Origin of the sequence: Pseudomonas sp. AN-1, assembly GCF_034057115.1 — a bacterium.
In the GTDB taxonomy this organism is placed as follows: domain Bacteria; phylum Pseudomonadota; class Gammaproteobacteria; order Pseudomonadales; family Pseudomonadaceae; genus Geopseudomonas.
Map to the genome: position 1 here is coordinate 3,940,317 of NZ_CP139195.1, position 14,422 is coordinate 3,954,738.

Consider the following 14,422-nt stretch of genomic DNA (forward strand, 5'->3'; position numbering starts at 1 on the left):
CTGCGCCTGAGCGAACTGGCCAGCGCCGGGCGCCGCCCGGCGCTGTCGCTGAGCATCGAGCTGCCCGGCGGCGAACTGCGCCTGCTGAGTCTGTTGCGCGTGCTGCCGGGGCAGCGCTACGTCGGCGAGGCCGAATGGCAGGGCCGCCGGGTGCTGGCCAAGCTGCTGGTCGGCGCCAGGGCGGCGCGCCAGCACGCCCGCGAGCTGGACGGCGCGCGCCTGCTGCGCGAGCAGGGGCTGGACACCCCCGAGCTGCTGGCCGAGGGGCTGGTGGCGGGCGAGGGCGGCTGGCTGCTGTTCGAGTTCCTCGCCGCCGCCGTCAGCCTCGGCAGCGTCTGGCAGGCGGTGGCCGAGCAGCCGCCGCTGTCCGCCGCCCAGCAGGCGCTGCTCGGCGAGGCGCTGGGCGCCATCGGCCGCCTGCATGCCCGCGGCCTGTGGCAGGACGATCTGCACCTGGACAACCTGCTGCGCTGCCGCGAGCGCCTGTACCTGATCGACGGCGGCGGCATCCGCGCCCAGCTGGCCGGGCAGCCGCTGGCCCGCGCCCAGGCGCTGCAGAATCTCGGTGTGTTCTTCGCCCAGCTGCCGGCGGAGCTGGAGCCCTTCATCGACCGCCTGCTGCCGGCCTATCTGCAGGCCAATCCGGCGCATGCGCTGGACGCCAGCGACCTGCGCGAGCCCATCGCCGCCGTGCGCCGCTGGCGCCTCAGGGACTACCTGAAGAAGCTCGGCCGCGACTGCACCCTGTTCAGCGTGCAGCGCAGCCGCGACGACCTGCGCATCGTCCGTCGCGACCAGGCCGAGGCGCTGCTGCCGCTGCTGGAGCAGGCGGATGCCGCCATCGGCGCCGGCGTTGCCCTGAAGCAGGGCGGCAGCGCCACCGTGGCGCGCGTCGAGCTGGCCGGCCGGCCTGTGGTGATCAAGCGCTACAACATCAAGGGCCTGGGCCACTGGCTCAAGCGCTGCTGGCGGCCCAGCCGCGCCTGGCACAGCTGGGTTGAGGGCAACCGCCTGGAGTTCCTCGGCATCGCCACCCCGCGGCCGCTGGCCATGCGCGAGAGCCGCCGCTTCGGCCTGCGCGGGCGCGCCTGGCTGATTACCGAACATGCCGGCGGAGAGGATATACTCCGCCGATTCGCGCGCGATGGCAGTCGTCTGCCGCCGGAGAACGAGCTGCAGGCACTCGAGCGACTGTTCGCCGCCCTGTGCCGCGAGCGCATCGCCCACGGCGACCTCAAGGGCACCAACCTGCTCTGGCAGGACGGCCGCTGGGCGCTGATCGACCTCGACGCCATGCACCAGCACCGCTGCCCGCGGCGCTTCGCCAGGGCCTACGCCAAAGACCGCGCCCGCTTCCTGCGCAACTGGCCGGCCGATTCGGCCCTCTACCGGTTGCTCGACCAACGTTTACCGCAGGTGCCCGGCACCTGCCCTGAATAGATAGAGGGATACATCTGTGGCTCTGACCGTCCTCGGCCTTTCCGGCGCCCTCAGCCATGACCCGTCCGCCGCGCTGTACATCGACGGCAAGCTGATCGCCGCCGTCGAAGAAGAGCGTTTCGTGCGCGACAAGCACGCGAAGAACCGCATGCCCTACGAGTCGGCCAAGTTCTGCCTGGAACAGGCCGGGATCAGGCCGGAAGACGTCGATGTGGTGGCCATTCCCTTCGCGCCGATCAGCCTCTTCGACAAGGCCCGCTGGCAGTACGCCAAGCGCTACGCCTACGCCCCGGACCGGGCGCTGGACGCCATCCTGTTCGGCAACCGCCGCTACCACCGCTACAAGAAGCGCATCCAGTGGTGCCTGCAGCAGCTCGGCTTCGACCTCAAGAAGGTCAAGATCGAGCCGGTCGAGCACCACCTGGCCCATGCCTCCAGCGCCTACCACTGCTCCGGCTTCACCGAGAAGACCGCGATCATGGGCATCGACGGCAAGGGCGAGTACGCCACCACCTTCTTCGGCTGGGGCGAGAACGGCAAGATCCACAAGATCAAGGAATTCTACGACCCGGATTCGCTGGGCGGCCTGTACGGCGCGATCACCGAATACCTCGGCTTCGAGATGCTCGACGGCGAGTTCAAGGTGATGGGCATGGCGCCCTACGGCGACGCTGCCAAGTACGACTTCTCGCGGCTGGCCAAGTTCGAGAACGGCGAGCTGGTGATCAACACCGAGTACGCCAACGTCATCGGCTTCCGCCGCTACAAGGAGAACGGCAAGGGCTACTACTTCTCGCCCAAGCTGATCGAGTGGCTGGGCCCGAAGCGCGAGGGCGACATCGCCGACGATCCCTACATCCACTACGCCGCCGCCATGCAGGCGCTGTTCGAGAAGCTGGCGCTGGAGATGATGGACTTCTACCTGGGCGACATCATCCGCGAAACCGGCAAGATCGCCTTCGCCGGCGGCTGCGCGCTGAACGTCAAGCTCAACCAGAAGATCATCGCCCGCGACGAGGTCAGGGAGCTGTTCGTGCAGCCGGCCTCCGGCGACGCCGGCACCGCGGTGGGCGCCGCCGCCTACGTTTCGGTGGCCCGCGGCGTGCCGGTGGAGAAGATGGAGCACGTCTACCTCGGCCCGGCCTACTCCAACGAGGACGTGATCGCCGCCTGCGCCCGCCATCCCAACGCGCCGAAGTGGCAGCGCATCGACGACACCGCCCGGCGCATCGCCCGGATCATGGCCGACGGCAACCCGGTGGCCTGGTTCCAGGGCCGCATGGAGTTCGGTCCGCGCGCCCTCGGTGGCCGTTCGATCATCGGCTGCCCGAGCGTGCCGGGCGTCGCCGACCGCATCAACGAACAGATCAAGTTCCGCGAGCGCTGGAGGCCGTTCTGCCCGTCGATGCTGGATACCGTGGCGCCGCAGATGCTCAAGGTCGACCACCCCAGCCCGTTCATGACCTTCACCTTCGAGGTCAACGAGGAGTGGAAGGAGCGCGTGCCGGAAGTGGTCCACGAGGACGGCACCTCGCGCGCCCAGGTGCTCGAGCGCCGGCACAATCCGCGCTGGTACGAGCTGATGCTGGAGCTGGAGAAGCTCACCGGCAACGGCGTGTCGCTGAACACCTCGCTGAACCGCCGCGGCGAGCCGATGGTCTGCTCGCCCACCGATGCGCTGAACATGTTCTACGGTTCGGACCTGCGCTACCTGATCATGGAGGACGTGCTGGTGGTCAAGGACGGGATGGACTGGTATGACGCCGTCTGAGACGCTGATCAGCGTCGTCATTCCGGCCTACAACTATGCCCACCTGCTGCCCCGTGCGCTGGACTCGGTGCTGGGACAGCTCGCTGACGACGTCGAGCTGATCGTCGTCGACGACGGCTCGCGCGACAACACCGCCGAGGTGCTGGCCGGCTATGCCGCGCGCCATCCGCAGTTGCGGGCGATCCACCAGGCCAATGCCGGGCCTGCCGCGGCGCGCAACCGCGGCATCCGCGAGGCGGCCGGCCGCTATGTGCTGCTGCTGGATGCGGACGACGAGTTGCTGCCCGAGGCGCTGGCGCAACTGCGCCACGCCGTGGCAGCCCGGCCGGATGCCGGCATGTTTCTCGGCGCGCAGGTCTCGGTGTTCGCCGACGGCCGCGAGCGTTTGCGCCAGCCCACGCCGGTGCCCGCGCTCGCACCGCCGGAGCTGATAGCTCGCTACCTGTTGCAGAAGCGCATAGCCATATCCCACTGCTGCTCGCTGTTCCGGCGCGATCTGCTGCTGCAGCGCCCCTATCCGGAAAGCCTGCGCAAGGGGGAGGACATCGCCGTGTTCGCCTACCTGCTGGTGAGTGCGCCGGTGGTCACCGTCGCTCAGCCGCTGGCACGGATCCACAAGCATGACGACAGCCTGCGGCACAATCGCGACCGTGAGGAGGAGAATGCCCTCGGCATCGTCCGCGAGGTGTTCGCCAGCCTGCCGGCCGAGTGCCAGCCGCTGCGCCGTCGCTATACCGCCCAGCGTTATCTGTCGCTGTTTCGCATCGCCCAGGCCGACCGCGATCCTGCGGCGGCCCGGCGCTTCTACGCGTGCGCGCTGCGCCTGAGTCCGCTGCAGGCCCTGCGCTGGGGCTACCTGCGCAAGGCGTTGCGACTGTTGGTGAGGAGGTGAGCGTGCGAGTGTTGGTCCTGACCGCCGAGCCGCGGCTGCCGGATTTCAAGTCCCTGTATGCGAGCCTGGCCAGCCATCTGGAAGTCGATCTGCGCATCCTGCAGAAGGAGCAGCAGCGCGACCTGAAGAGCTACCTGCGGCAGATTCCCCTGGCCGGTTACGAGCGCATCCTGCTCGATCTGCCGTTCAAGAACGTCTACCGGCAGACCCGCCTGCTGGCGCGCCTGCCGCATCTCACGATCTACGAGCAGGACGCCTGCCAGAACTACCTGGACAGTTCGCGCTGGAAGGGCAAGTTCAGTCGTTTCTACCGGCGACTGCCTGGCGCACGCATCGTGGTGACCGGGGCGTCGGTCGCTCGCCGGCTGGCCGCCGAAGGGTTCGATGCCACCTTCATTCCCAAGGCCTACGATCCGCAGGATGTGTTCCTCGAGGAGCGGGGGCCGCGCGATATCGAGTTGGGCTTCATCGGGCGGACGTCCAGCGGCGCCTATGCGGGCCGCAAGGCCCTGCTCGACAGCCTGGCGGCATGCGAGCCGCTGCAGTTGCTGCGCAGCGAGCCCGGCGACGCCTACCGCCATCTGCTCAACCGCATCCGCTTTTTCGTCAGCGCCGATGTCGGTCTGAACGAGTACATGGCCAAGAACTTCGAGGCCATGGCCTGCGGCTGCGTCCTGCTGGCCTGGCGCCAGGGGGAGGAGGAGCAGGCGATCGGTCTGGAGGAGGGGCGGCACCTGCTGCTCTATTCGTCCCTCGATGAATTGCGCGGGCATCTGGAGCGGCTGCGGAGCGATCCGGCACTGGCCGAGCGCATCGCTCTGGAGGGGCGGCAGTTCGTCGAGAGCCGGCTCGGCTTTCCCGCGCTGGCCGCCCGCCTGGCCGATGAGTTGCGCAGGCCCAGGCCGGCACGGCCTGTCGCGCCGTCGCGCTGGGCGTGGCTGCGCGCATTGCTCAAGGGGGGGAATGCCTAGTGCGGCAAGCAACGGATGATCCGCTGGTGACGGTGATAGTGCCGTCCTACAACCATGCTCCCTACGTCGAGGCCTGTATCGAGAGCATCCTCGGGCAGACCTACCCGAACATCGAACTGCTGGTGATCGACGACGGCTCGACGGACGACAGTGTCGAGCGGATCCGACGCTTGCAGGAGCGGCATGGTTTCGATTTCCGGGTGCAGCGCAACCAGGGGTTGCTGAGCACGCTGAACGACGCCTTGCAGCGTGCCCGCGGCGTCTATTTCGCGCCCTTTGCCTCCGACGACGTGATGCTCCCCGAGCGCATCGAGCGCCAGGTGCGCCACCTGCAGGCGCACCCCGAGGTGGCGATCTGTGCCGGCAACGTGCAGGCGATCGATCCCGAGGGGCGCCTCGTCGGCAAGCCGCGCTCCTCCGGAGCGACGCGGCGCCTGGATTTCGACAGCCTCTTCCTGGGGACCCAGGCCGGCGCACCGGCGCCCACGCTGCTGCTGCGCCGCGATGTCGCCCTGGCGGTGGGCGGCTACGATCCGTCGATCCGCATCGAGGATCTGACCATGCAGCTCAAGATGGCGAGGGCGGGATACTTCGTGGACGTGCTCGGCGATGTGCTGGCGCTCTACCGCACTCACCCGGAGAACATGCACAGGAACCTGCGCTTCATGCTCGACGAGGGGCTGAAGATCTATGCGCTGTTCGCCGACCACCCGGCCTACCGGCGGGTATGCATGGCGCATCGCAATTCCATCCTGCTCAAGGCGGCGAAGCTGGACAAGCCGCTGGCCTGGGAGATTCTCCGGCAGATCCCACCGGCGCACTGGACGCGCAAGACTCTGCGCGCGCTGTTGCGTCTCCTGCTGGCGCGCCGCTGACCGGCGTGTCCGGCGTCACGCGTGTTGTTCGACGTTGAGTTGACGAGGTCGGAATGAAGATATTGAAGTGGTACCAGCGCCTGCGTATCTGGTTTTATCGCCGCCTGTCGACCAACCGGCCGCATCTGCAGGGCTGCAAGATGCGCCAGCCGCTGATGTGTGCCGGCAAGGGGCGCATAGCCCTGCAGGGCGTGCAGCTCGGCTACTGGCCTTCGCCCGGCTTTCTCAATGGCTGCATCTACATCGAGGCGCGCGAGGCGAGCGCGCAGGTCAGCATCGGGGCGGGGACCATTCTCAACAACAATGCGGCGATCATCGCCGAGAAAGGGCGTATCGATATCGGCCGCAACTGCCTGATCGGCCGCAACTTCAGCGTGGTCGACTCCGACTTCCATGGCCTGAGTGTGGCCGAGCGGCGCTCGGGCGTGCACTCGACGGCGGATGTGCGCATCGAGGACGAGGTGTTCATCGGCAACGACGTGACCCTGCTCAAGGGAGTTTCCGTCGGCTACGGCGCGGTGATCGGCAGTGGTGCGGTGGTGGTGCGCGATGTCGAGGCGAACGCGGTGTACGCGGGCAATCCGGCTCGACTGATTCGTCGTCTGGACGAGCCGGATCGCTAGACCGGGCCTGCAGGGACGAGCCCTGCGGGCCGGGGGCTTCAGGCGCGGAACGCGTTGACGCTGCGGATGACCTGCTCCGCCTCCTCGAGGCTCAGCGTCGGCCCCATGGGCAGGCTCAGCACTTCCCGGTGCATGGCTTCGGTCAGCGGCAGCTCGAGGGGGCCCCAGTCGCGATAGGCCTGCTGGTGGTGCGGCGGGATCGGATAGTGGATGAGCGTCTGGATGCCCTGGTCGGCAAGGTGGCGCTGCAGGGCTTCGCGTTCGCCACAGCGGACCACGAACAGATGCCAGACGTGTTGCTCCTCCACCGCGCAGTCCGGTAGCCGGATGGCCGGGTTTTCGATGCCCTGGCGATACAGGCGGGCGATCAGCCGGCGATGCTCGGTCTGGGCATCCAGGTGCTTGAGCTTGACCCGGAGCAGGGCGGCCTGGATCTCGTCGAGGCGACTGTTCACGCCCTGGTAGAGGTTCTTGTACTTCTCGTGCGAGCCGTAGTTGCGCAGGGCGCGCAGGGTCTGCGCCAGCTCGTCGTCGCTGGTGGTGATGGCGCCGGCATCGCCCAGGGCGCCGAGGTTCTTGCCCGGATAGAAGCTGAAGCCCGAGGCATGCCCCCAGTTGCCGGCCCTGCGGCCGCTCAGGCTGGCGCCATGGGCCTGGGCGGAGTCCTCCAGCAGCAGCAGGCCATGCTCTTCGGCGATGCCCTGCAGGGCCGGCATGTCGGCCAGTTGCCCGTACAGGTGAACGGCGAGGATGGCGCGGGTTTTCGCGGTGATGGCGGCGCGGGTCCGCTGCGGGCAGAGGTTGTAGCTGCCGGCATCCGGCTCGACCAGGACCGGGGTCAGGCGATTCTCGGTGATGGCCAGGATGCTGGCGATGTAGGTGTTGGCGGGGACGATGATCTCGTCGCCTTCCTTGAGCTTGCCCAGTTCCTTCCAGGCGCGCAGGGTCAGGGTCAGGGCATCCAGGCCGTTCGCCACGCCGATGCAGTGTCCGCTGCCGCAGTAGGTGGCGAACTCGGTCTCGAAGCGGGAAAGCTCCTGCCCGGCGATGTACCAGCCCGAGTCGATGACCCGGGTGCAGGCCTCGATCAGTTCCTCGCGGCAGGTGGCATTGATTTTCTGCAGATCCAGGAAACTGATCATTGCTCGATGTACCTGATGATTCTGGCCGGGTTGCCGACAACCACGGCGTTGTCCGGAACGTCCCTGGTCACCACGGCCCCGGCCCCGACCATGGCATTGCAGCCGATGGTGATGCCTGGCAGCAGGGTGGCGTTCGCGCCGATGCTGGCGCCCTTTTTCACGGTGATGCCGGCGAAGCTGTCGGGGTAGACCTTGGAGCGCGGCAGGGGATCGTTGGTGAAGGTCGCGTTGGGGCCGACGAAGACGTTGTCCTCGATGCGCGTGCCGTCCCACAGGAACACGCCGGATTTTATCGTGACGTTGTCGCCGACGATCACGTCGCCTTCGATCAGCGTGTGCGCGCAGATGTTGCAGTTCGCGCCGATGCGGGCTCCCGCCAGCACGACGCTGTACTGCCATATCCGGGTGTCCTTGCCGATGCTGGCAGTCTGGACGTCGGAAAGGGGATGGATCTTAGGCATTTCGCGTCAGCTCCAGGAAGGCGGGGTAGCTTCTGATGTAGTCGGATTCGTCGTAGTGGTCGCTGGCGAGGACGAGCAGTACGCAGTCGCTGCTGAAGTCGTGCATCTCGTGCCAGATCATCCGGCCGATGCGGATCGCCTTGTCGGGGGCGTCGAGCCAGACCTCTTCCCGGCTGACGCCGTCGTCCATGAGCATGCGGCAGCGGCCGGACACGCAGATGGCGATCTGTTCCAGCTGCCGGTGGGCATGGAAGCCGCGGGAGATTCCCGTCACCGTATCGGTCAGGTAGTAGACCCGCTTGATGTCGAAGGGGATGTTCCTTCCGCCTTCGAGTGCGACCAGCTTGCCGCGCTCGTCGCCCATCACCTTGAGTTCGATCAGCTCGGTCAGGCTCACTTGCTGTTCTCCCGGGCGATGGACAGAAGGTACTGGCCGTAGCTGCTCTTGCTCAGGGAGTGGCCGATGCGCTGCAGTTCCTCGACGCTGAGCCAGCCGTTATGAAAGGCGATCTCTTCCAGGCAGGCGATCTTGTAGCCCTGGCGCTTCTCGATGGTTTCCACGAAGTGCGCCGCCTCCAGCAGGCTTTCATGGGTGCCGGTATCCAGCCAGGCGAAGCCGCGGCCGAGCAGTTCGACGTTGAGACTGCCGCGCTGCAGGTAGACCTGGTTGATGCTGGTGATCTCCAGTTCGCCGCGCGCCGAGGGCTTGACCTGCCTGGCGATCTCCACCACCTGGTTGTCGTAGAAGTACAGGCCGGTGACGGCGAAGTTCGATTTCGGGGCGTGCGGTTTTTCCTCGATCGAAATGGCGCGCCTGTCGGCGTCGAACTCGACCACGCCGAAGCGCTCGGGGTCCTTGACCTGATAGCCGAACACGGTGGCGCCGCTGCTGCGCTGGGCCGCCTTGCGCAGCATGGGACTGAAGCCCTGGCCATAGAAGATGTTGTCGCCGAGCACCAGGCACACCGAGTCGTCGCCGATGAACTCCTCGCCGATGATGAAGGCCTGGGCGAGACCTTCGGGGCTGGGTTGCACGGCGTAGCTCAGCCTCACGCCGAACTCGCTGCCGTCGCCGAGCAGGCGCTGGAAGCTGCCGATGTCCTCGGGGGTGCTGATCAGCAGGATGTCGCGAATGCCTGCCAGCATCAGCACCGAGAGCGGATAGTAGACCATCGGCTTGTCGTAGATCGGCAGCAACTGCTTGGACACGCCCTTGGTGATGGGGTAGAGCCGGGTGCCGGAGCCGCCCGCCAGGATTATTCCTTTCATCAGAGGAAGACCCACTCTCGAGGTAGTTGGGACAGCTGCATCGCGTTGATTCTCTCGTCGGTAACCCATTGCCGAGGGGTTATCACGATCTTGTCCGGGTTGTCGTTGGCCCAGGCCGACAGCGCACTGAAGCCGCTGTTGGCGGTGATGTTGTGGGCGCACCTGCCGAGCAGGTGGAAGTCCTCGTAGTTCTTCAGGTTCTCGACGAAGACGCTGTCCGCCGGCAGGAACTCCGCGAGGTTCTCCCGGGACCAGGCGATATCGTCGGAGAACACGAAGAAGCGCGGCGCCCGGGTGTGTCTCGTCACGTGCTCGACCGCACTCCGGTAGTATTGCAGGGAGCAGGAGCCATGGAACTTGGCGTTTTCGGGGATGGACACGAAGTCGCCGCGGCGCACGTGCAGCGAAGTGGCGTTGGCGGCCGCCGCGATCTCGTCGGCGAGGGCGGTCGCCTGTGCGGAAAGCATCTTGGGCGTGAACTCGCGGACCAGCGGCCCCCGCAGGTGGTCGAACAGGGCCGATCCCATGCCCCATTCACCGTAGATGTAGGCATCCTTGCCGGTGTCGATGCCGGAGAAGAAGTTCGCGCTGGAGGACTTGGTGATGTCTGCCTTGTAGATCGTGTGGCCGAACAGCTTGCGCAGCAGCTTCTCCGGCGACTCGCTCCTTGGCGTGCCGAATGTCCCGGCGATGCCTTCGGCGATCCTGAAGCCGATGTAGTTGGGCAGCCCCTTGGCGCGGGCGATTTCCGCCTCGCTGGCCAGGCGCGCCTTGATCTGCAGTTTGTCCAGCTCGAAGTTGAACTGGGTTTCGCGCTTCTTCGGCCCCACATAGTTGGAGATGTCGAGCAGCAGCTCGCTGCCGGACAGTTCGGCCAGGGCTCGGCCCACGGCGTACTTGTGCAGTTGGCTGGCGAGTCCGCCTACCAGTTTGACGACTACCACAATCTTCTCCCAGGGCTACTGCCGCCCGTACTTGTCTTGCAACCGGACAATGTCATCCTCGCCCAGATACGAACCCGACTGGACCTCGATCAGTTCGAGGGGGATCTTCCCGGGGTTCTCCAGAGTGTGAACCTGGCCGATCGGGATGTAGGTCGACTGGTTCTCGGTGACCAGGTAGGTCTGCTTGCCGTTGGTGACCCTGGCGGTTCCGCTGACGACTATCCAGTGTTCGGCCCGGTGGTGGTGCATCTGCAGCGACAGCTTGGCGCCGGGTTTGACGGTGATGCGCTTCACCTGATAACGGCTGCCCCTGTCGATGGCGTCGTACATGCCCCATGGCCGATAGACCTCGCGGTGGTCGATGTGCTCGTGGCGTGCGTCGCGCTTGAGCTGGTCGACGATCCGCTTGACGTCCTGGACCTGGTCCTTGTGGGCGACCAGCACGGCGTCCTTGGTTTCGACGATCACCAGGTTCTCGACGCCCACGGTAGCCACCAGGCGACTGTCGGCATGGATGTAGGTGTCATGGGTGTTCTGGGCCAGCACGTCGCCCAGCAGCACGTTGCCCTCGCCGTCCTTGGGACTGACGTCCCACAGCGCCGACCAGGAGCCGATGTCGCTCCAGCCGGCATCCAGCGGCACCATCGCCGCGGCGGCGGTCTTCTCCATCACGGCATAGTCGATGGAGTCCTCGGGGCATGCGGCGAAGGCCTCGCGGTCGAGGCGGGTGAAGTGCAGGTCCCGGGTGCTGCCGGCCAGCGCGGCGCGACAGGCGGCCAGCATGGCCGGCTGGAAGCGCTCGAGTTCCTCCAGGTAGCGGCTGGCGCGGAACATGAACATGCCGCTGTTCCAGAAGTAGCGGCCGCTGGCGAGGTAGCTGCGGGCGGTGGCCAGGTCGGGCTTCTCGACGAAGCGGGTGACGGCGAAACCGCCCTCGCCGACGGGGGCGCCCTGCTCGATGTAGCCGTAGCCGGTTTCCGGGTGACCGGGCACGATGCCGAAGGTCACCAGCCTGCCGGCGGCCGCCAGCGGAAGGGCGGTCCGGATGCTGGCGTGGAAGGCCGGTACGTCGCGGATCAGATGGTCGGCGGCCAGCACCAGCAGGATGGGGTCTTCCGCTTCAGCTTCGGCGACGGCCTGCAGGGCAGCCAGGGCGATGGCCGGGGCGGTGTTGCGGCCGACCGGCTCCAGCAGGATGCCGGCTTCCTCCATGCCGAGCTGGCGCAGCTGCTCGGCGGCGATGAAGCGATGCTGCTCGTTGCAGATCAGTCGCGGCAGCGCCGCGTCCAGTCCCTGCAGGCGCTGGATGGTGGCCTGCAGCATCGACAGGTCCCGGTCGGCCAGCGGGAGGAACTGCTTGGGATTGAGCTGGCGCGACAACGGCCACAGGCGCGAGCCGGAGCCGCCAGCCATGATCACCGGGAATATCATCTCATCGATCCTCTGGAGCCATCGCTCAGTCGAGCGCTGGCAGATAGGCGCGGGTGTAGGCATGCACCTCGGCGCTGTCCTGCATCTCGCGCACGCTCCACCAGCGGTAGCGGTCATGCTGGTCGGCGGGCGGGGCGAGCTGCAGGCTGGCCGGCAGGTTCAGGCCGTAGCACAGGACCACGTAATGCGTGTCCGGTGCCTCTCCGGCTGCGCCGAACATGCTGTCAGCATAGAAGTGCTCGTGGACGTTCAGGAATTGCGCCTGCCCGCGTTCGAAGGCGTGCCCCAGTTCGGCCAGGGTCAGTCGACGAAAGGCCGCGTCCAGGCTTTCATTCTTCAGCACGCGGCCGCCGGGAGCGAACCAGAATCCCTGGGCGGGCCGGTTGCGACGCCTGCCGAGGAGGATCCGGCCTTGCGCATCCCGGATCAGCAGGTCGATCGAGAGCAGCGGCGTGCTCTCGACGATGGTCCGGAACCTTTCCTGTTCGAGCAGCATGGGCTATGCGCTGCAGATCGAGTGAAGAAGCTCGATCTGGGCGGCGATGTCGTAGTGATGGTTGCCGACGAAGAAGCCATGGCTGTCGACCCGGTTGGCGTTGGCCAGTTCGCCGTGGATGCTGTAGTCGAACCACTGCATGACCTCGTTCTTGGCGAAGTTGCCGCCGACGACGGGGCGGAACTCGACGCCGGCGGCGCTCAGTCGCTGCAGCAGCTCCGCCCTCGACAGCGGTGCTTCGTCCTTCAGGATCAGCGAGAAGCCGAACCAGCTGCTGGCGCCGGTTTCCTGCTGGATGCGCAGCCATGGGTGCTGCTCGAACAGGTCCTGGAAGCGTGCCGCGTTGCGGCGCCGGGCCGCGATCATCTCCGGCAGTTTCCGGAGCTGCTCCTGGCCGATGGCGCCGCTCATCTCGAGGGGGCGCAGGTTGTAGCCGGGCAGGACGAAGCGGAACGACTCCTCGAAGGGGTTGTCGCTCTTGTCGCTGCACACCCGGTTGACCTTCGGCAGGTTGCGGGTCCAGCCGTGGGCGCGCAGGCAGAGCAGGATGTGGTACAGCTCCTCGTCGTCGGTGACCACCAGGCCGCCTTCCATGGTGGAGATGTGGTGGCTGAAGAAGCTGCTGAAGGTGCCCATCGCGCCGAAGGTGCCGGCCTGCTTGCCGTCGAGCAGTGCGCCCATCGACTCGCAATTGTCCTCCAGCAGGACGATGTCGCGCTCGCCGATGATGCTCTTGATCGCCGAAAAGTCGTTGGGGTTGCCGAGCAGGTTCACGGTCAGTATCGCCCGGGTGTTCGCGCCGATGGCGCCCCGCAACTGCTCGAGATCCATGTTGAGCGTATCGAGGTCGATGTCCACGAACTTCAGCTTCAGGCCGTACTGCTGGAGCGGGTAGTAGGTGGTGCTCCACGAGACGGCGGGAACTATGACCTCGTCGCCGGCCTTCAGCGGGTTTTCCTTGCGGAAGAACAGGGCGCCGATCATCGCGAGGTTGGCCGAGGAGCCGGAGTTGACCATCACGGCGTAGCGGCTGCCCACCCAGGCGGCGAACTGCTGTTCGAACTTGGCAACCTCCTGCCCCATCGAGAACATGCCGGAGTCGATAACTCGCTGGATGGCGGAGTACTCCGCCTCATCCCAGGTGGTGCTTGCAAGAGGGTAATTCATTTTATCGGCCATGCAGGGTGTCAAGATAGAATTCGTAGGTTTTGCGGATGCCGTCTTCCAGGGCGGTTTCCGCCTGCCAGCCCCAGGCACGGGCCCTGTTCACGTCGGTCAGCTTGCGCTTCATGCCCACCGGCCGGTCCAGGTCGTGGGTGAACGAGCCGGAATAGCCGATCACCGCGGCGGCGGCGGCGTAATACTCGTTCACGCTGTAGTCGCTGCCCAGCCCGATGTTCATGGTCGCCGGCGTCGACTGCGGGTCCGGCAGGGCCTTGAGGATGGCGCCGGCGAGGTCGCCGGCGTAGAGGAACTCGCGGCGGGCGGTGCCGTCGCCCCATATTTCCACGCTGGGCTCGCCGTTCACCCTGGCCTGATGGACCTTGTGGATGATGGCCGGAATCAGGTGCGACCAGCGCGGGTCGAACTTGTCGTGCCGGCCGTAGAGGTTGCAGGGGATCAGCGTCCTGTAGCCGAGGCGCGGGTTCTCCCGGCGCAGGAACTCGGCCAGGCGGGCGACGGTGATCTTGGCCAGGGCATAGCCTTCGTTGGTCGGCTCCAGCGGGCCGCCGAGAACATCTTCCTCCCTGAGGGCATCGTCGCGATCGCGCGGGTACATGCACGAGCTGCCCAGATTGATCAGGTTGCCGATGCCGACCTCGGCGGCGGCGAGCAGGACGTTGCGCCCCATGTCGAGGTTGGCGACCAGGAACTGCACCGGCTCGAGGATGTTGGCCTGGATGCCGCCGACCTTGCCGGCGGCATGGATGATGGCGTCGGGCTGGCGTCTGTCCAGGTAGGCGCGCGTCGCCCTGTAGTCGGTCAGGTCCAGTTCGCCGTGGCCGGGGGTCAGCCACTCGTGCTGCAGGGCATCCCGGTGCTCCAGGATGTTGCGCCCCACCATGCCGGAACTGCCCGTAAGTAGAATCTTCATGTGTTTCGGGTC

The 14,422-nt window shown here is 66.6% G+C and carries 15 protein-coding genes; 6 read left to right on the plus strand and 9 right to left on the minus strand.

Features of this window, described 5'->3' with window-relative positions; genetic code table 11:
- The 6 genes from SK095_RS18505 to SK095_RS18530 are packed head-to-tail and all read left to right on the plus strand — an operon-like array spanning position 1 to position 6,572.
- Entirely contained in the window at positions 1-1,440 is a 1,440-nt protein-coding gene (locus SK095_RS18505; protein ID WP_320548925.1) for a lipopolysaccharide kinase InaA family protein, read from the plus strand.
- A 16-nt stretch (positions 1,441-1,456) separates the two neighbouring features.
- A complete protein-coding gene (locus SK095_RS18510) occupies positions 1,457-3,211 on the plus strand; it encodes a carbamoyltransferase (protein ID WP_136489717.1) in 1,755 nt (584 codons plus the stop codon).
- On the plus strand, positions 3,198-4,103 hold the full coding sequence (locus tag SK095_RS18515) for a glycosyltransferase family 2 protein (protein WP_320547102.1): 906 nt from the start codon (positions 3,198-3,200) through the stop codon (positions 4,101-4,103). The genes SK095_RS18510 and SK095_RS18515 overlap by 14 nt, the downstream gene beginning before the upstream one ends.
- Before the next feature lie 8 nt (positions 4,104-4,111).
- Positions 4,112-5,074: a glycosyltransferase gene (locus SK095_RS18520; RefSeq protein WP_320548926.1), complete on the plus strand. Its 963-nt coding sequence runs from the start codon at positions 4,112-4,114 to the stop codon at positions 5,072-5,074.
- Between the two features lie 26 nt (positions 5,075-5,100).
- Positions 5,101-5,949, plus strand: a complete 849-nt coding sequence (locus SK095_RS18525; RefSeq protein ID WP_320547103.1) for a glycosyltransferase — start codon at positions 5,101-5,103, stop codon at positions 5,947-5,949.
- 53 nt (positions 5,950-6,002) lie between these two features.
- Positions 6,003-6,572 carry an acyltransferase gene (locus SK095_RS18530; protein ID WP_136489713.1) on the plus strand — a complete coding sequence of 190 codons (570 nt, stop codon included), beginning with the start codon at positions 6,003-6,005 and terminating at the stop codon, positions 6,570-6,572.
- Between the two features lie 38 nt (positions 6,573-6,610).
- Here SK095_RS18530 and SK095_RS18535 read toward each other — a convergent pair whose 3' ends face one another.
- From SK095_RS18535 to SK095_RS18575, 9 genes are read right to left on the minus strand one after another with little or no spacing between them, the layout of a single operon-like run.
- A complete protein-coding gene (locus SK095_RS18535; protein ID WP_320547104.1) occupies positions 6,611-7,714 on the minus strand; it encodes a DegT/DnrJ/EryC1/StrS family aminotransferase in 1,104 nt (367 codons plus the stop codon).
- Positions 7,711-8,175 (minus strand): acyltransferase, encoded by a 465-nt coding sequence (locus SK095_RS18540; protein ID WP_136489711.1) that lies wholly within the window; start codon positions 8,173-8,175, stop codon positions 7,711-7,713. Before SK095_RS18540 ends, SK095_RS18535 begins: the two co-directional genes overlap by 4 nt.
- On the minus strand, positions 8,168-8,572 hold the full coding sequence (locus tag SK095_RS18545) for an FdtA/QdtA family cupin domain-containing protein (RefSeq protein ID WP_320547105.1): 405 nt from the start codon (positions 8,570-8,572) through the stop codon (positions 8,168-8,170). Before SK095_RS18545 ends, SK095_RS18540 begins: the two co-directional genes overlap by 8 nt.
- Positions 8,569-9,444: a glucose-1-phosphate thymidylyltransferase RfbA gene (gene rfbA, locus SK095_RS18550; protein ID WP_320547106.1), complete on the minus strand. Its 876-nt coding sequence runs from the start codon at positions 9,442-9,444 to the stop codon at positions 8,569-8,571. The genes SK095_RS18545 and rfbA overlap by 4 nt, the downstream gene beginning before the upstream one ends.
- Positions 9,444-10,388 (minus strand): alpha-1,2-fucosyltransferase, encoded by a 945-nt coding sequence (locus SK095_RS18555; protein WP_320547107.1) that lies wholly within the window; start codon positions 10,386-10,388, stop codon positions 9,444-9,446. The genes rfbA and SK095_RS18555 overlap by 1 nt, the downstream gene beginning before the upstream one ends.
- Positions 10,389-10,403: 15 nt before the next feature.
- Positions 10,404-11,819: a mannose-1-phosphate guanylyltransferase/mannose-6-phosphate isomerase gene (locus tag SK095_RS18560; RefSeq protein ID WP_320547108.1), complete on the minus strand. Its 1,416-nt coding sequence runs from the start codon at positions 11,817-11,819 to the stop codon at positions 10,404-10,406.
- Positions 11,820-11,844: 25 nt separating this feature from the next.
- Positions 11,845-12,315 (minus strand): GDP-mannose mannosyl hydrolase, encoded by a 471-nt coding sequence (locus SK095_RS18565; RefSeq protein WP_320547109.1) that lies wholly within the window; start codon positions 12,313-12,315, stop codon positions 11,845-11,847.
- Positions 12,316-12,318: 3 nt separating this feature from the next.
- The gene (locus SK095_RS18570) at positions 12,319-13,482 is read right to left on the minus strand and encodes a DegT/DnrJ/EryC1/StrS family aminotransferase (protein ID WP_136489706.1); all 1,164 of its coding nucleotides are present in this window, start codon (positions 13,480-13,482) and stop codon (positions 12,319-12,321) included.
- Position 13,483: 1 nt separating this feature from the next.
- Positions 13,484-14,410, minus strand: coding sequence for a GDP-L-fucose synthase family protein (locus tag SK095_RS18575; RefSeq protein WP_136489705.1), 927 nt, complete (start codon positions 14,408-14,410; stop codon positions 13,484-13,486).
- Positions 14,411-14,422: the final 12 nt, after the last annotated feature.